The organism is Flavobacterium chilense (genome assembly GCF_001602525.1).
GTDB classification, from domain to species: Bacteria; Bacteroidota; Bacteroidia; order Flavobacteriales; family Flavobacteriaceae; genus Flavobacterium; species Flavobacterium chilense.
In genome coordinates this window covers 64,871-82,928 of record NZ_LSYT01000007.1, presented here as the reverse complement: position 1 = coordinate 82,928, position 18,058 = coordinate 64,871, and the positions used below count along the sequence as shown (strand labels likewise).

Below are 18,058 nucleotides of genomic sequence, written 5' to 3'. Positions count from 1 at the left end.
AATAAATGAAAATGAAAAAATATATAAAAAGTATAATTCTTACAGCTTTTAGTATTAGCTTACTATCCAGCTGTCAGACAGAATTAGACACCTTTAATGAAAATCCAAATTCTCCAATAACCACTACACCATCATTGTTGGTGGCAGCTATGGAAGTTTCGACCTTTTCTACAAGTACAAGTGGAGTGATAAGAACTGCTTCAATTTTTACACAACACTTATCTGGTACTGACGTTGGTCAATTTGGCCCTGTTTCACGTTACATTATTACTGAGCAAGATGTAAACAATGAGTGGAACAATATTTATGGTACAACATTAGTAAGTGGCCATATCTTAAATCGTGATTTTGGAGCTGAATATCCATGGTACAATGGAATAGGTCAAATTATAACTGCAATTAACCTAGGATACGCAACAGACATGTGGGGTGATGTCCCTTATGATGATGCTTTTAAAGCTGACCTTGGAAACAAAGCACCAAAATACAACACACAAGAGGAAATCTACCAAAGATTGCAAACAATACTTGATAATGCGATTACTAATCTAAACAAGCCAGCAGCTAGTAATCTTACAAAACCAGGTACTGATGACTTTATCTTTAATGGTAACACAGCACAATGGATTAAAATTGCTTATGTATTAAAAGCAAGATATGCATTACGATTAACTTCTGTTGATACTAATGCTGCTCAAAAAGCTTTACAGTTTGTAACTTTGTCAGGTATTGCTTCTAATGATGATGATGCTAATACATATTTCCCTGGAACTGCAAATGGATGGAATCAATGGTTTGCTCTTAATAATGGTACTCGTAAAGATTATTTAAAAGTAGGTAAATATTTTGTAGATTATTTACAGAATACGAATGACCCGAGATTACCATTTTCTATTGCAAAAGATTCAAATGGTAACTACACAGGAAATGCAGCAGAAGATCAAACGACTATCTCCACTTCTTATATTGGAAACGCATTTGCCACTTCATCATCTAGTACTGGTTTAGTAACTTATGCTGAAGCTAAATTTATTGAAGCTGAAGCTAAAGCAAGATTAAATCAGCCAGGAGTTCAAACTGCTTTAAGTCAAGCTGTAGCTGCATCTGTTCTAAAAACAACAGGTACAGCTGCTACGCCAGCATTCTTAACTGCAGCAACAGCAACATTTGATATTGCAAGTATCATTCAACAAAAATATCTTGCTCTATTCTTAACGATGGAGCCATATAATGATTTTAGAAGAACCGGATTCCCTGCTTTAATACCGAATCAAAATTCTCAATCAAAAACTATACCTGTTAGACTACCTACTCCGTCCGACGAAAGACAATACAATCCAAATGCAACTGTAGTAAGTAATGTTACTACAAATGTATGGTGGGATAAATAATAGTTAACAATAACTATTAAGCATACCAAAAACCACTCTGTTCATTCAGAGTGGTTTTTTTTTATATAAACATTATACCTATATTTGCCTCATGGAAAAAGAACATCAAATATTTGGAATTAGAGCCATTATAGAAGCTATTCAGGCAGGAAAAGAAGTAGATAAAGTATTTATACAAAAAGAAATTTCCGGAGAGTTAATGAAGGACTTAATGAAGGTGATGAAACGCGCAAACATTAACTTCTCTTATGTACCTGTAGAAAAATTAAACCGATTAACACCAAATAATCATCAGGGAGCAGTTGCAACCATCTCTCCTATTGGTTTTATTGAACTGGAACATTTAGTTGAATCGACAATCGAATCTGGTTCTAAACCTTTATTTTTAATTTTAGATCAAATCTCCGATGCTCGAAATTTTGGAGCCATCATCAGAACTGCAGAATGTACAGGTGTAAACGGAATCATTGTTCAAAAAGCAGGTTCTGCACCAGTAAATGGAGACACTGTTAAAACTTCTGCCGGAGCAGTTTTCAATGTACCTATTTGCAAAGTTGAACATATTAAAGATGCCATTTTCTACCTTCAGGGATCAGGAATTAAAACTGTCGCTGCAACTGAGAAAACAGATCAGAATATTTACGATATCACATTAAATGAACCTGTTGCTATTATCATGGGTTCTGAAGACAGAGGAATAAACCCTTCTGTACTTAAAATTGTGGATGAAAAAGCAAAGTTGCCTATGTTTGGATCAATTGGATCTTTGAACGTATCGGTTGCCTGCGGAGCATTTTTATACGAAACTGTTCGCCAAAGAAGTTAATCGTACAATTGCGATGACAAATAAATATATCATGAATGTCTTTAAAATGTACTCATAATATATTCATTTTTAAAGCCTGTTGCTTATTTGTAATCTTCTTAATTACAAATTTAAGTTACGGACAAACTACTACGTATGGACAATTTTGGAATGAATTTCAGTTCACAACAACAATAAATGACAAATGGTCAACTGAATTAGACCTTGGCTCATCTTATAGCAGTACTGCAACTTCATCTAATATTTTTGAACAGAATACTCAAAAATCTTTTAGAGGCTGGGGACATTATTATTTGACACCAAGGTGGAAACTTTCTTCTTTTGTTTCCTACATTGACAACAAAGATGTACCTGAAATTGGTCAATTTAAATCACCGGAATGGAGATTTGCATTACAAGGCATATACTATTTTCATAAAATTGGATACACTTTAAGTACCCGAATGCGAATAGAATTAAGACACATGAGAAACGGAGAAGATGATTACGAAAATGTTCTCCGTTATCGTCAACAAGTAAAGTATCTACAACCTATTAATAGCAAAGTACTTCGGGAAGGAGTTTTTTATGCAATTGCTTCAGACGAACTATTTTTTAAATCTGAAACAAAAGTTACAGGACTTAGTTTTTTTGACCGGAATAGATTTAACATTGGTGCTGGCTATTTATTTACTGATGACATTCAAATAGAATTAACCTATGCAAATGAATATTTGCCAAGAGATGAAGGAAATCAAATTGTAAATGCAGCCTCATTAACTGTTACATTCAACAATCTGTTCAGGAACATTCAAAAGAAATTACAAAATCACAACAACACTATAAAAAGTGATGACTAATCTACTATTTGTCATCTTTCTTCAAAAAACATCTTAATTGTTCTACTATAGCATCTTTATGTAATTTAAAATCATAATTGCGTATAAACTCTGTACCTTCCATATTAATTTCTGCAATCACTGCTTCAAACTTAGAGAAATCTTCAACATCTTTCTGATCTATTAAATAAAGAACCTGCATTACAGAATCATTGTGTCTGTATTGAGTATCGTAATGGGTGAGTTTATATTTTTTATTATTTGCGAGTTGAATAATTAAATCGTCTTTGATTTTCTTTCCTTCTTTCTTATCAGGAAATGGTGTGGGCTGAAGCGTAACAAAAAAATGCTCTTTATCTGTAACAATATTAATTTTTAATGATTTTGATTTTGTCTTATAAAAATTGGCGGGTGCAAAATAATACATCATTGTACCATCTGCAAGTACCCTGTTTTTAATGTCACATTGCGAAAATACTCGCGATGTAGCAAAAACTAAAAAAAATATAATTACTAAGTCAACTTTCCTCATAACTCGTTAATTAGAAACGTCATACAAACAAAAATACGACTTTAAAATTAAATGAGTATTATGATTTATATTTTCTCGTCTGATTCCTTTTTTGTCAAAGTATAATTAATTGGAATATTTGAGTAAAAGTACCCCGAAAAATCATCTGGAGTATCTTCAGGAACTTCTGTATTAACAAAATTTCCGTTTTCATCAAAATGTTTCATAAACGGATCTTCTTCAGGCTTAAAATCAGGCTTTTGCCAATCATATACAATAGGTTTTGCATACTCAGGGGTTTTGTACATTAAAGACATTGCAAATCCAGTAATAAAACCAGCCAAATGCCCTTCCCAGGAAATAGTTTTGTCTACCTCAGGAAAGACATACCAAATCATTCCACCATAAAGCAGGATTACGGAAAGAGAAAGAGCAACTAACCGGTAATACCGTGTTTGGATTCCTTTAAAGAAAATAAAACTCACTAAAACATAAATTAATCCACTGGCACCAATATGAAAATTTGAGCGGCCTATAATCCAGGTAATTAATCCCGAAAATAAAATTCCGTATACAATAACCGAAAATGATTGCTTAGGATAAAAAAATTGCAAAGCCGCTAACAAAACCAAAAGAGGAATAGAATTATTATACAGATGGCTTAAATTTTCATGAATGAAAGGGCTAAATAAAACCCCTCTCAAACCGTAAAATTCTCTTGGATAAATTCCATATTCATAGAAATCAAAATCAAATCGAATCTGAACCCAATAAATAATCCACAACAAAAGAACAGACAAAACCGGAAGACCAATTACAGCATTCGAAAATTTAAAATGGTTATCATTCATTGCTTTTATATATAAGTTCTGAATGCAACATCAAAAAACTATCCAATTTTAATTTGCTGATAATTTGTCAGCTAGGCAAAAAATATCCTTATGAATACAACTAGCCCTGATGAAAGCGGCATCCTTTTGTGGCGGGGTTCGCCACAAAAGATAAAGCGGACAGCAGGAAATAGCTCCTAAACATACAGATTTAGAACTGAAAATAGTAATTTTACAAAATGGAAGCACCTTTAGCCGAGCGAATTCGCCCACAAAAATTAGAAGATTACATTAGTCAAAGTCATTTGGTTGGACCAAACGGTTCGTTGACGCAACAAATTTCGAAAGGAATTATTCCGTCTTTAATTTTCTGGGGACCCCCCGGAACTGGAAAAACAACTTTAGCTCAAATTATTGCGCAGGAATCTAAACGTCCTTTTTATATTTTAAGTGCCATAAATTCTGGTGTAAAAGACATACGTGATGTAATTGAGAAAGCCAAGCAAAGTGGCGGCTTATTTACTGCTAAAAATCCTATTTTATTTATAGATGAGATTCACCGATTTAGTAAATCTCAGCAAGATTCTCTTTTAGCTGCGGTCGAAAAAGGCTGGATCACGCTTGTTGGTGCAACAACAGAGAATCCTAGTTTTGAAGTTATTCCTGCATTATTGTCACGTTGCCAGGTTTATATTTTAAATGCTTTTACAAAAGCAGATCTGGAGGCTTTACTACATCGTGCCATGAAAACAGATACTTATCTGGCATCTAAAAATATTTCCCTAAAGGAAACGGAGGCTTTGCTCCGACTTTCTGGTGGAGATGGAAGAAAGTTATTGAATATTTTTGAACTTGTTATAAATGCATCTGCAGGTGATGAAATAATCATTACAAATGATCGTGTTTTCGAACTGGTTCAGCAAAATACTGTTTTGTATGACAAAAGTGGTGAACAGCATTATGATATCGTTTCGGCTTTTATAAAATCAATTCGCGGAAGTGACCCTAATGGAGCTGTATATTGGTTAGCCAGAATGATTGAAGGTGGAGAAGATGTAAAATTCATTGCCCGAAGAATGCTTATTCTATCCAGTGAAGATATTGGAAATGCAAATCCGACTGCTTTTATAATGGCAAATAATACGTTTCAGGCTGTAACTACTATTGGTTATCCTGAAAGCAGAATTATATTGAGTCAATGCGCTATTTATTTGGCCACTTCTCCTAAAAGCAATGCTTCGTATATGGCAATTGGAAACGCTCAGCAATTGGTCAAACAAACTGGCGATTTACCGGTTCCAATTCATTTAAGAAATGCTCCAACAAAGCTTATGAAGGAATTGGGTTATGGTGATGATTATAAATATTCGCATGATTATGCCAATAATTTTGCTGAACAGGAGTTTTTACCTGATGCTATAAAAGAAACGGTTCTTTATAATCCGGGAAGCAATTCGAGAGAGAATAGCAACCGCGAATTCTTAAAGAACCGTTGGAAAGATAAATATGGCTATTAAAGCCCTATTGTATTTTTAGAATTTTACTGAAACTTTTTCAGAAACTAATTGATCATTTTTATAGTATTCAAAAAACCATTGATTGTCTTTTGCATTCAAAGATCCCTGAATACCATCTTTTATTGCGATAAATGAATCAGGGCGAGATGTTTTTAACAACTTCATAACCACTTTTGGAGTTTTATCTATTAATTGATATCCGTTTTCTGTTGGCTGCGCATATAACAGATTAGGATCTTTCATATCAGCAACCGGTGCTGCCACAACTGCTGTTGTAGCAATTACAGCAGATGATGCTACAGGAGTTGTGGTTCTTGATGATGTACTTCCACTATTTCCGTTATATTTATAATGCAAAGCATTGATAGAAACAAATGCTAAATCAAGACATTCTCTATAAGCTACTTCATAATCTTTCTCTTTACTTTTTCCAATTTCCGAGGTATAAATTACTTTTCCGTAACAATCCTTAAATTCCACAAAAAGTTTTGTAATTAAAAAACCGTTGTCTTTTTTTACATCAACATATAAAAGATCACAACGATCTCCATAACCTGCAGGAAGTTCTTCATTACCATAAAAAGCCTGAAAACCTGCTTTATTTAAATTTGCCTTGGTCATTGTTGACATTCTATATTGGTTTTCTGTTTTTAGAAAATCATATTTTAAAGGCACAATAACTGCTTTGTAATCGTTAACAGTTTGCGAAAATCCAATAACTGATGTAAGAAGGGCAATCAACAAAAATTTAATTCTCATAATTATAAATATTTTTTAAGTTCTAATAAATGGTTTATTTGTTTAATATTCTCAGGTGCTTCAATCTTTTTATCGTTAAAGAAAATAGCGTCAAGACCGGCATTTAATGCTCCATTCACATCGGCATCAAGACAATCTCCAATCATAATACTATTCTCCTTTGAAGCTTTGGCACTATTTATCGCATAATCAAAGATAATACTATTTGGCTTTTTAACACCTGCCAGTTCAGAATTTGTGATTGTAGCAAAATAACCTGAAAGTGCAGCGTTATTAATTTTTTTGTCCTGAACACTTGCAAAACCATTTGTAATGATATGCAATCTGTATTTTGTTTTTAAATAATCTAAAACTTCGATTGCACCATCAAACAGATAATTGTTATCTGTCAGGAACTCGATATAATCTTCTGCGATTTGATTAATATCCTTATCTGACACTTCCAGATTTAATGCATCAAAAGAAAGCTTCAATCTGTTATAACGCAGTTCCTGATGCGTAATTTTATCATGCTGATATAATTTCCAGCATTCCTGATTTATAGGAGCATACTTAAGTATAAAATCTTCTATTTTAATTTGGGGAAATTTGCTTTTAAAGATTCGGTCAAAAGCCATTTCTGAGTTTTTATCAAAATCCCAAAGTGTATGATCTAAGTCAAAAAAGACATCGGTAATTGTGGTATTCATAAGTTAAAAAATTCCTTCATCTACAAAACTATAATATTTTGTTTCAGTTATAATCAAATGATCTAAAACTTTAACATCTAGAACATTTCCTGCTGCCTTTAATTTCTTTGTAATTTCTTTGTCAGCATCACTGGGACGTAAATTTCCAGAAGGATGATTGTGACACAAAATCAAACTGGTAGCGCTACTTTCGAGTGCTAATTTAAAAACAAGACGAACATCAACGATTGTACCTGTTATACCTCCTGTACTCAGTTTAGATTTAGAAATCACTTTATTAGAATTATTCAGAAAAAGCATCCAAAATTCTTCATGCGGTAATTCGCCAATAATGGGCTGCATAATTTCGAAAACCATTTTGCTTGAGACAATTTTTACCAATTCAACTGTTTTTTCAATCCTCCTGCGACGACCTAATTCTAAGGCAGCTACAATTGTTATTGCCTTGGCTTCACCTACTCCCCTAAAGTTCATTAATTGTGTAATTGTCAATTTTGACAAAGAATTCAGGTTATCAGCAGCACTAGCCAAAATTCGCCTGCTTAGATCAACTGCCGATTCATTTCTGCTTCCTGATCCAATTAAAATAGCAATTAATTCAGCATTGCTTAAAGCCTCTTTACCCTTAAGCATTAATTTTTCACGAGGACGATCTTCTTCAGACCATTTTGAAATTGAAGAATGAGTTGCCATCTATTGTACTGTATTAATGAATCTGCTCATACAAATACTATTCGACAGCCCAACATAAGGCTCGTAGTTTTCGATAATCTCAAAACCTACCTTTTGGTATAAACTTATTGCTTCAATTTGTTTGTACAGAGTTTCTAAAATCATGATTTGAAAACCTTGATTTTTTGCTTCTTTTTCAAGCTCTTTAATTACTAATTGTGCCAGACCCAAACCTCTTGCTTCAGGTGAAACAAACATTCGTTTAAGTTCGACTGTGTTTTCATTATATTTTTTAAAACAGCCACTTGCAACTGCTTTTTCATCTAAATAAATAAGAACAACATTTGCATTAAATTCTATCAGGTTATTACCCCAATAATCCTTTTTGAGTTCAGGATACCTATCCCATAAAAAAGTGTCAAATATTTTTATCAGGGATATAAAATCCGGGTTTTCACTTGTTGTTTTCACAACCTTTATTCTTGAATTCATTTTATCATAATCTTAAAAGGCTAATATATTAAAAAATAAGAAAAATCACTCACAAACAGCAGTTACTATTTTTAAATTAATTAATTTTAAATGCAAATGTGAATCTTGAAAACATCTAAATTTATTACAACAGATGAGAACTTCTTATATTTTAGCAATAATTATCGTTTTTTGTTCTTGTAATCGAAAACAAGATCAAATTTCTATTACTGAAAACCTTTCAACTCACAATAAAACTTTTGCAGATAAATTATCAGATGCAGCAATTTCAATTATTGATCCTTCTGTAGATTATGATCCTGCTTATTTTTCTATTCCTTATCCAGATGGGGATATTCCTAAAAACAAAGGCGTTTGCACAGATGTTATTATTCGTTCTTATCGAAAATTAGGCGTTGATTTACAAAAAGAAGTTCACGAAGATATGATTGAAAATTTTTCGGCATATCCGAATTTAGAGAAATGGGGAATGATCAAAACAGATACTAATATTGACCACAGAAGGGTTCCTAATTTAGAAGTCTTTTTTGCAAGAAAAGGAGAAGAACTTCCTGTAACGAAAAATCCAGAAGACTATAAAACCGGAGAACTTGTAACCTGGATGATTAATGATAAACTGCCACACATTGGCATTGTTACCAACCGAAAATCTCCTGACGGAAAACGAAATCTAATTGTACACAATGTTGGTAATGGTCAGGTTCTTCAGGATTGTTTGTTTGAATACAAAATTACAGGGCATTATCGATATTGGAAATTGAATTAGATAATGTGCCAATTTGAAAATTACATAATTAGACAATTATAAAAAAAGTGCCAACGCATAGCAATTGGCACATTATCTATTTTTTGAATTGATTCATTTTCTAATTAATCAATTCTTTTACTTCATCAAAGTTCAATCCGCCATAGTTTCCTGAACTCATTAATAATAAAGCTGAATTATCAAGGTTTAAATTGAAAAGGTACTCTTTGAATTCAGCAGGATTTGTATAGATAATTAAATCTTTTCTATTGAAAGAATTAGCAATCTGATCGTAAGTTACTTCTTCTAATTGTTTAATTTTTACTGCATCCGGCGAGTAAAATACAACTGCAACATCAGCATATTCAAGTGCTCCTTCATATTCTTTCAAGAATTCTGCGTTTAAACTACTATAAGTATGTAGTTCCAAACAAGCTACCAAAGTTCGGTTTGGATATTGCTCCTTAACCGCTTTTGTAGTTGCTGCTACTTTACTTGGTGAGTGAGCAAAATCTTTATAGGCTACTTTTCCTTTTCCTTCGGCAATTTTTTCTAAACGCTTAGATGCACCTTTAAAACTTGCAATTGCTTCGTAAAAATCAGCTTCATCTACGCCCATGTTTTGGCAAATCCATTTGGCACCGGCCAAATTATTCAAATTATGCGCTCCAAAAACTTCAATTGGCATATCGCCTTCCGGAGTTCCCAGTAAAGTTACACCATCACTCACAGTATATTTTGGTGTTGTATAAGCCAGTTTACGAATTGGATTTGTAGCTGCTTCTGCCACTCGTTTTACTTCTGCATCATCTTCGTTATAAACCAAGATTCCTCCATTTGTAATTTTCGCAATGAAAATTTCGAATTGCTCTACATAATTTTCATAGGTTGGGAATACATTGATATGATCCCACGCAATTCCGGAAATCAAAGCAATATTAGGCTGATACAAATGAAATTTCGGTCGTCTGTCGATAGGTGAAGACAAATATTCATCACCTTCCAGAACCATAAAATCATTTTCTTCAGTAAGATGCACCATGGTATCAAAACCTTCCAGCTGTGCCCCTACCATATAATCTACTTCGATATTATGATAATGCATAACATGCAAAATCATCGAAGTAATAGTTGTTTTTCCGTGAGAACCACCAATTACAACACGCGTTTTATTTTTAGACTGTTCGTATAAAAACTCCGGATAAGAGTAGATTTTCAGCCCTAGTTCCTGTGCTTTCAACAATTCAGGATTATCTGCTTTTGCATGCATTCCTAAAATTATAGCATCAATATCGGCAGTAATTTTTTCAGGGAACCAACCCATTTCTTTTGGTAAAATTCCTTTTTTTTCTAATCTTGATTTTGATGGTTCAAAAATAGCATCATCACTACCTGTAACCTGATATCCTTTGTTATGCAATGCTAAAGCTAAATTGTGCATGGCACTTCCGCCTATGGCGATGAAATGTGTTTTCATTTTAAGATTCTAATTTTTAAGTTCTAAATTCTAATTAATGTTTAGAATTTAATTTGAGTTCTGATTATGATCACTCAACTTTTTGTTTCAATTCCCTGGCTTTTTTAGGGTCTTTTAATTTATTCAAATATAAATTATATAATTTTTGAAATGTGACTTTTGATTTACCAATTTCATTTGCTTTTATGTAATTTTTTTCAGCCGCAGTATATCTCTTAAAATACTCCTCGATTCTTCCTCTTGATAAATATCCGTCTACTGGTGAAAATTGCGCTAATTCATTCGAATACGCAATTGCTTTCGATTCACTTCCTCCTAAAATTCCTGGCAATTGCAAATATATCTCTATCAAAGCCCATCTTGCCTGAACATGTTTTGGATTTAAAACAATAGCTTTTTCAAATGCCTCTTTCATATCGCCAACCATAGAAAAAGCTTTTATTTTATTTACTTCCATTGCCCGCATTGCCAGGCAACCTCCGTATTTAAAAAAATAATCCGCTACTGTAGGCTTTAATTCTTTTAGTTTCTTAAAATATTCAGCTCCTTTTACCCAGGATTTTTGATGTGCTTCAATTTCTCCCAGATATTCCAATGTTTTTACATCTAATGGATTTACTTTTAGAACTGTTTCAAAAACAACTTCGGCTTCATCATATTTTTTTGCCTGAAACAATTTTTCTCCTTTTTCAAAATTCGATTGTGACCAGATACAAATGGGCACAAATAAAAAAAGAAAGAGTAGTTTTTTCATGTTTCAAAAATAAGGAAATATAGAATGTTATTCACTTTTAAACATAAATTAGTAATTTGTACGAAAATTATTTTTAATATAAACCAACCTTTACGCCACAAAAACACTCTCTGATATAAAAAGCTACTTTATGAAAAAGATTTTACTGTTATTTTTATTGATTTCGACCACCGTTTTCGCACAGCAGTTTGACAAAGAATGGAAAAAAATCATGGCACTTGAAAACGTCGGAAGAATTAGATCTGCCAACAGAATTGTAGATCGCATTTACAAAAAAGCAGTTACTCAAAATGATGAAGTACAAATGATAAAATGCTTTTTTCATACCTCAAAGTACCTTTATACTTTGGATGAAAATGCTAAAACCAAAACTTTAGCCAATCTAAAAAGGGATATAAACCGGGTTTCCGTCCCGTCAAAAGCACTTTTAAATCTGGTTTATGCGAAATTTTTGATTCATTACCGCGATTATGGTGATACCGAAATAATGGTAGATAGTGCCGCTTCAGTAGTAGATTACGAAACTACTTCGGTAGACACGACTGCTTCTGCCTTAGATACGTCAACGGAAGATTCAGATTCTTCTGAAACTGATTTTTATTCTGAAGATGAAATTACTGAACTTTATAAAAAAACATTAGAAAATGCATCAATCTTAAAAAGTACGCCTTTAAGCAATTATGAAGCTTTATTTTACTTTCATAAAAACTCAAAATTTAAAAAACAGACTTTATTTGACTATTTATTAGAGGAGAATATTGCTTATTTTTCCTCTAAAATAGAACGCTGGGAAATTTCAGAAAATGAATTTGTCCCTTACACAGAATCGTTTTTTGGTAATTCTGAAGCTTTTATACAACTTAATCTCGATTTTATAACTGAAACAAACCTAAAAAATACTCTATTCTTATACCAACAGAAAGAAATAAATGATCCATCTTTAGAAAATCAGTTTGAACGAGTTAAATTCTGTCAGGAAACATTTTTAAACTTAGATGATCGTTTCGAAACTTACCTCGCTTTGATTGAAAAGAAAGCCGAAGAGAAACCACTTATCCAGAAAATTAAATTGGAACAGGTTTCAATCCTCGTGAAAAATGCATCCAAAACAACTTATCCAGAAAACAACATTAAAGCTCTTGCACTGATTGATGAGATTGTAAAAATCAATGAAAACTCATATCCTGCAAGCGATGCTTTGGAAAAAAAAGCACAGATTCTCTCCAAATCATTATCATTAGAACTTGAAGAATATATTTATCCGAATAAAAATACTAGAGCGTTAATATATTACCAAAATGTAGAGCGTTTTAAAATTTCCTTTTTTAAAATTAGTCTTTCGGAATTAAAAGAATTTAAAAAAGGCGAAAAACAAGACAGTCTGTCTAAATTAATTACTGCTAAAAGGTCTCCAGTTGTTTCGCAAAATTATGACCTCCTAAACAAAAAAGACTATTTTAATTATACAACAGAAGTTTTACTGCCAAAACTAACTCTTGGACATTATTTGATTTATGTAGAAAGCGATTCAGATTCAAAAGAAGAAAAAGCTTATGCAAGTGATATCGTGTCGGTTTCCAATTTGATGGTGCTTGCTTCTGAACAAAAAAATACAGAAAGTTATCAAGTTCTAGACCGAAAAACCGGTAAACCAGTTGAAAACGCCATTGTAAAATTTAAGAATGTTACAACTGAGACAAACACAAAAGGCATTGCTTTTTTTACAAAAACTACAAACGAAGACAATAATTTGTTTGTTGAGTTTTCAAAAGATGGTGATTCTTTGATGGTTGAGAGAAATTATTACATACAACATGTATCAGAATATAATCCTGACAACAGAACAGATGGCAAAATAGAGTTTTATTTAGATCGTGCTATTTACAGACCTGGTCAGACTGTTTTTTATAAAGGTATTGCTTTTCAAAAAAACAAAAATAAAAGCAGTATCGTGCCCAATGCGAGGTTTGAAGTCTCGGTTTATGATGTCAATAATCAAGTCATAAAAAAAATGGAAGTTACTGCTAACGAGTTTGGTTCGTTTTCAGGAGAATTTGTACTTCCTAAAAATGGGCTGACTGGAAATTTCAGTATTGTCGCGCAAAAAGTTCACATTTCTTCAAACGAAGAGTCTAAACTCTTACCTTGGTATAAAGTGGATTTTTATAACCAGAGAACTTCCTTTAGAGTAGAGGAATACAAACGTCCAAAATTTGAGGTTACTTTTGAACCTAAGAAAGAGTCTTTTAAACTCAATCAAGTGGTTAAAATTAAAGGAAACGCAAAAGCATTTGCCGGAAGCTCCATTTCTGATGCTATCGTAAAATACAATGTAACCCGATATACCAGTTATTATCGAAATTATTATGGTCGTGAAGAGAAAGAAACTCTTGTTGTTGGAGAAACAAAAACGGATGCTTCAGGGAAATTTTCAATTGACTTTAAAGCTCTTCCTTCAAAAAACAATAGAAAAGAGGAATTGCCCGTTTTCAATTATCAAATAGAAGCAACGGTTACAGATCTAAATGGCGAAACACATACTGCACAGACAATTGTAAAAGTCGGCTATCATGATTTGATTCTTAATGCATCTATTCCCTCAATTATAGAAACTAAAGACAAAAACGAAATAACATTATCAAGTACCAATCTGAACGGAGAATTTTTGGCTGCCAAAGGCGAAGTAAAATTATATTTAGTAAGTACTTTTCCTAGTAAATTTAAACGCAGAATTTTTCAACAGCCAGATATAAAGGGTATTTCAGATGAAGATTTTGAAAAACTATTTCCTTATGAAATCAATAAAAATGAAGACGAAAATAAAATTGCAGAAGTTTTAGTATTCTCTAAAAAGGTAGACACGCAAAAAGACAAAAAAATTGTCTTAGATTTCATTTCCAACTATAAATCGGGAACTTATAAAATGGTCTTTTCAGCTAAAGATAGTTTCAATAATCCTATCGAAAATTCCTCTATATTTCAAATTAAACAAAGTGCCGAAAAATTTTATGCAGGCAGTTTATTAACAGTAAAAAAAGTCAATGATGGCCCAAGGAAAGATGGCTTTGTACTAGTAAAAGTAACCTCTCCTATTCCTGATCTTTATATTATTGTGAGTGGCAATTACCAAAGCAGTACTTTCTTTGAAGATATTTTTCATTTAGAAAGCAATGAAACTGTAATTAAAATTCCGTTAAAGGATGAATTTGAAAACCAAATAAAATTAGGTTTTGAAAGTGTTTTCGAAAATTCCAGTTATACACAAATGCTTGATGTAGCACTTAAAGAGCCAGAAGCAAAATTAGAATGGACTGTTGAAAGTTTTAGAAGTAAGATTGAACCCGGAAGTCCGCAAAACTGGTCATTTAAATTAAATGGTGTTAACACAAAAACCGAAGCCGAGGTTTTAGCTTCTATGTATGACAGTTCTTTAGACCAATTCAGCATTAAAAATTGGCAGAACTTGAATATTTACCGTAACACTTACAACAGCATTAATTTTAAAACTGATTTAGGTTTAGCCAAAACCCATATGGAAGTAAATAATCTAAATGAATATGTTGGTGCTACTTATTTTGAGGATGAAGAAACACAATTAAACTGGTTTGGTTTTAATTTCAATTATAGTCATTTTGGTGATCTTGGCATGACTATACTAGAAATTAAAGATGGGAAAGTGGGAGAAGTAACTATTAAAGGAGATCCAGACGCTGTTTTAACTGTTGATGAACCTGTAGGAGCTGGACCGGTAAATGCTATGGTGATTGAAGGAGGTGATGTTGTTCAAAGATCTCCTATCAAAGTTAGTCAAGTTAAATTCGTAAAGCCTGTTGTTGCTCACGCAAGTGAAACGACTGAAAATCCTGAATATTATTATCAAACAGATAAAATAAAATTTATTCCGGGTAAAAAAATTGTAAGCGGACTAACATCAATGGCCGTAAATACATCAACATTATATATCATTGATGGAGAAACCTTATCAGAAAGTGATTTCAACAAAATAACTCCTGAAGATGTTTTATCTATAGATTTTTTAACCGCTGATAAAGCTAAAGCTCTTTATGGAAGTAAAGGTGCAAACGGTGTTATTATTATCACCACAAAAAAAGCAATGGAATTGTTGACGCAGGTAAAAACTAGAAAAAATCTCTCCGAAACAGCATTCTTTTTTCCACATCTAAAAACAGATTCCAACGGAAATGTAAGTTTCAATTTCACATCACCTGAAGCTTTAACAGCGTGGAAACTTCGTTTATTGGCACATAATAAAGATGCCGTTTCTGGTTATTTAGAGAAAAGCATTATCACACAAAAAGAATTAATGATTTTACCTAATTTGCCTCGTTTATTTAGAGAAAAAGATACGATTGTGATTAGTGCGAAAATCTCAAATGTCACCAATGAAGTAAAAACCGGAATCGCAAGTTTACAGTTTTTTGATGCCGTGACTATGGAACCAATTGATGCCAAAATGTTAAACTTAAAAAACATTAAAAACTTTACAATTCCGGGTTACGGAAACACAACGGCAAACTGGACGATTGCGATTCCTGAAGGTTTGCAAGGTGTACAATATAAAATTGTGGCAAAATCTGGCAATTTTTCTGATGGAGAAGAAAATATACTTCCGGTTTTGACTAATAATATGTTGGTTACCGAAAGTATTCCGCTTTGGGTCCGTGAAAATTCGACTAAAGAATACACGTTTGAGAATTTAAAAAACAATAATTCTTCGACTTTAAGAAATCATCAGTTTACACTTGAATATACTTCAAACCCAACTTGGATCGCCATTCAGTCGCTTCCTTATTTAATGGAATATGAACATGAATGCGCCGAGCAGACTTTTGCACGATATTATGCAAATGCCTTGGCATCAGAAATCATTTCGAGTAATCCAAAAATTGCAACTGTTTTTGAAACTTGTAAAAAAAGCGGTAAACCAACTTCTAAGTTAGAAGAAAACGAGGAATTAAAATCGCTTATTCTTGCAGAAACTCCTTGGCTCAATGATGCTCAATCTGAAGAAGAAAAGAAAAAGAATTTAGCGCTTTTATTTGATTTAGAAAAAATGAAAAATTCTCAGGAAGCTACATTCGAAAAATTAAAAAGAAAACAAAGTGCTTCTGGCGGATTTCCATGGTTTGACGGCTATTCAGAAAGTGAATATATTACGAGACATATTTTAGCCGGTTTAGGTCATTTGGCGAAGCTGAGTAAATCTGAAGATAATGAAAATAAAATAGATCAAATTGCAAAAACCGGAATTCCGTATTTGGATAATAATTTTTTAGAATATTATAGAACGAGAACAAAAAACTTAAAAGCAACCGACAAATTAATCTGGATCAATCCGTATTCTGATTTGCATTATCTGTACACCAGAAGTTTTTATTTGGAGAAATATCCAATGTCTGATGAATTAAAAAAAGCTTCAAAATTATACTTGGAAACGGCTAAAAAAGATTGGCTTCAGTATTCTCTTTACGAAAAAGGATTAGCAGCGATAACGCTGAATCGTTTTGGGGAAAAAGAAACGGCAAAAAAAATAATTGAAAGTTTAAAAGAAACATCTTCAAATAATGAAGATTGGGGAATGTACTGGATTGCGAATAAAGCAGGCTGGTATTGGTATCAGGCACCAATTGAAACTCAGGCTTTATTAATTGAGGCTTTCGCCGAAGTGACAAACGATACTCAATCTGTTGATGCAATGAAAGTATGGCTTTTGAAAAACAAACAAACCAAAAACTGGCCCACAACAAAATCAACCACCGAAGCCATTTATGCTTTATTAATGCAAGGCAGGGATTGGTTAAGTGTAAAAGACAATACTGTTATTAAAATAGGTAATGAGAAAATCCTAACTAAGAAATTAGCAGATAATGAAAAAGAAGCCGAAACGGGTTACATTAAAATGACTTGGAAAGCCGAAGAAGTAAAAAAAGAAATGGCTTCAATAAAAATTGAAAACAAATCTAAAGTTCCTGGTTATGGAGGGGTTTACTGGCAGTATTTTGAAGATTTAGATAAAATAAAAACGAATTCAGGTGCTGTTTTATCTGTTTCGAAAGAATTGTATTTAAAGAAAAACACTTTAAAAGGTGATCAATTAGAAAAAATCACTTCTAAAAATTCTTTAAAAACCGGAGATTTGGTAACCGTACGATTAATTATTACTTCTAAGGAAGACATGGAATTTGTTCATTTAAAAGATATGAGAGCTTCTTGTTTCGAACCTGTAAATGTAATTTCAGAATATCAATATAAAGATCATTTAGGGTATTACATGAGTACAAAAGATGCTGCAACACATTTCTTTTTTGATACTATCAACAAAGGAACGTATGTAATAGAATATGATATAAGAGTAAACAACAGCGGTGAATTCTCAAACGGAATTACAACAATTCAAAGTATGTACGCTCCGGAGTTTTCAAGTCACACAAAAGGGATTCGGGTAAAAGTTCAATAATTTTTTCAGACTGGATGAAGTTTGTCAGTCTGAGCGAAGTCGAAGACACCGTTCCAATTGGCGAGCCTTCGACTTCGCTCAGGATGACAATCAATTTCA

At 32.7% G+C, this 18,058-nt stretch carries 14 protein-coding genes; 6 read left to right on the top strand and 8 right to left on the bottom strand.

Translation table 11 applies throughout. From position 1 onward, the window contains the following. The first annotated feature begins 11 nt into the window (after positions 1 to 11). The 3 genes from A4F88_RS16630 (at position 12) to A4F88_RS16620 (ending at position 3,056) form a co-directional block, all read left to right on the top strand. Entirely contained in the window at positions 12 to 1,391 is a 1,380-nt protein-coding gene (locus A4F88_RS16630) for a SusD/RagB family nutrient-binding outer membrane lipoprotein (RefSeq protein ID WP_162268800.1), read from the top strand. Positions 1,392 to 1,482: 91 nt separating this feature from the next. Further along, entirely contained in the window at positions 1,483 to 2,217 is a 735-nt protein-coding gene (gene rlmB, locus A4F88_RS16625) for a 23S rRNA (guanosine(2251)-2'-O)-methyltransferase RlmB (protein ID WP_068843780.1), read from the top strand. Positions 2,218 to 2,252: 35 nt separating this feature from the next. Next, positions 2,253 to 3,056, top strand: a complete 804-nt coding sequence (locus tag A4F88_RS16620) for a DUF2490 domain-containing protein (RefSeq protein WP_068843779.1) — start codon at positions 2,253 to 2,255, stop codon at positions 3,054 to 3,056. A gap of 4 nt (positions 3,057 to 3,060) precedes the next feature. On the opposite strand, the gene A4F88_RS16615 is transcribed toward A4F88_RS16620, so the two are convergent. Beyond that, a complete protein-coding gene (locus tag A4F88_RS16615; protein ID WP_068843778.1) occupies positions 3,061 to 3,567 on the bottom strand; it encodes a hypothetical protein in 507 nt (168 codons plus the stop codon). A gap of 65 nt (positions 3,568 to 3,632) precedes the next feature. Further along, positions 3,633 to 4,397, bottom strand: coding sequence for a rhomboid family intramembrane serine protease (locus A4F88_RS16610; protein WP_068843777.1), 765 nt, complete (start codon positions 4,395 to 4,397; stop codon positions 3,633 to 3,635). A 218-nt stretch (positions 4,398 to 4,615) separates the two neighbouring features. Between A4F88_RS16610 and A4F88_RS16605 the strand changes: the two genes are divergently transcribed. After that, the gene (locus A4F88_RS16605) at positions 4,616 to 5,893 is read left to right on the top strand and encodes a replication-associated recombination protein A (protein WP_068843776.1); all 1,278 of its coding nucleotides are present in this window, start codon (positions 4,616 to 4,618) and stop codon (positions 5,891 to 5,893) included. 15 nt (positions 5,894 to 5,908) lie between these two features. On the opposite strand, the gene A4F88_RS16600 is transcribed toward A4F88_RS16605, so the two are convergent. From A4F88_RS16600 to A4F88_RS16585, 4 genes are read right to left on the bottom strand one after another with little or no spacing between them, the layout of a single operon-like run. Continuing rightward, positions 5,909 to 6,652 (bottom strand): hypothetical protein, encoded by a 744-nt coding sequence (locus A4F88_RS16600; protein ID WP_068843775.1) that lies wholly within the window; start codon positions 6,650 to 6,652, stop codon positions 5,909 to 5,911. Positions 6,653 to 6,654: 2 nt separating this feature from the next. Then, positions 6,655 to 7,341: a YjjG family noncanonical pyrimidine nucleotidase gene (locus A4F88_RS16595; RefSeq protein WP_068843774.1), complete on the bottom strand. Its 687-nt coding sequence runs from the start codon at positions 7,339 to 7,341 to the stop codon at positions 6,655 to 6,657. Between the two features lie 3 nt (positions 7,342 to 7,344). After that, positions 7,345 to 8,034 carry a RadC family protein gene (gene radC / locus A4F88_RS16590; RefSeq protein WP_068843773.1) on the bottom strand — a complete coding sequence of 230 codons (690 nt, stop codon included), beginning with the start codon at positions 8,032 to 8,034 and terminating at the stop codon, positions 7,345 to 7,347. Then, positions 8,035 to 8,505, bottom strand: coding sequence for a GNAT family N-acetyltransferase (locus tag A4F88_RS16585; RefSeq protein ID WP_068843772.1), 471 nt, complete (start codon positions 8,503 to 8,505; stop codon positions 8,035 to 8,037). 133 nt (positions 8,506 to 8,638) lie between these two features. Between A4F88_RS16585 and A4F88_RS16580 the strand changes: the two genes are divergently transcribed. Beyond that, on the top strand, positions 8,639 to 9,271 hold the full coding sequence (locus A4F88_RS16580) for a DUF1287 domain-containing protein (protein ID WP_068843771.1): 633 nt from the start codon (positions 8,639 to 8,641) through the stop codon (positions 9,269 to 9,271). A 100-nt stretch (positions 9,272 to 9,371) separates the two neighbouring features. Here the strand turns inward: A4F88_RS16580 and A4F88_RS16575 are convergent, their stop codons facing one another. Further along, a complete protein-coding gene (locus A4F88_RS16575; protein WP_068843770.1) occupies positions 9,372 to 10,727 on the bottom strand; it encodes a UDP-N-acetylmuramate--L-alanine ligase in 1,356 nt (451 codons plus the stop codon). Positions 10,728 to 10,797: 70 nt separating this feature from the next. Beyond that, positions 10,798 to 11,481: a tetratricopeptide repeat protein gene (locus A4F88_RS16570; protein ID WP_068843769.1), complete on the bottom strand. Its 684-nt coding sequence runs from the start codon at positions 11,479 to 11,481 to the stop codon at positions 10,798 to 10,800. A gap of 130 nt (positions 11,482 to 11,611) precedes the next feature. Between A4F88_RS16570 and A4F88_RS16565 the strand changes: the two genes are divergently transcribed. Then, entirely contained in the window at positions 11,612 to 17,959 is a 6,348-nt protein-coding gene (locus A4F88_RS16565) for an alpha-2-macroglobulin family protein (RefSeq protein ID WP_068843768.1), read from the top strand. The last annotated feature ends 99 nt before the right edge of the window (positions 17,960 to 18,058 follow it).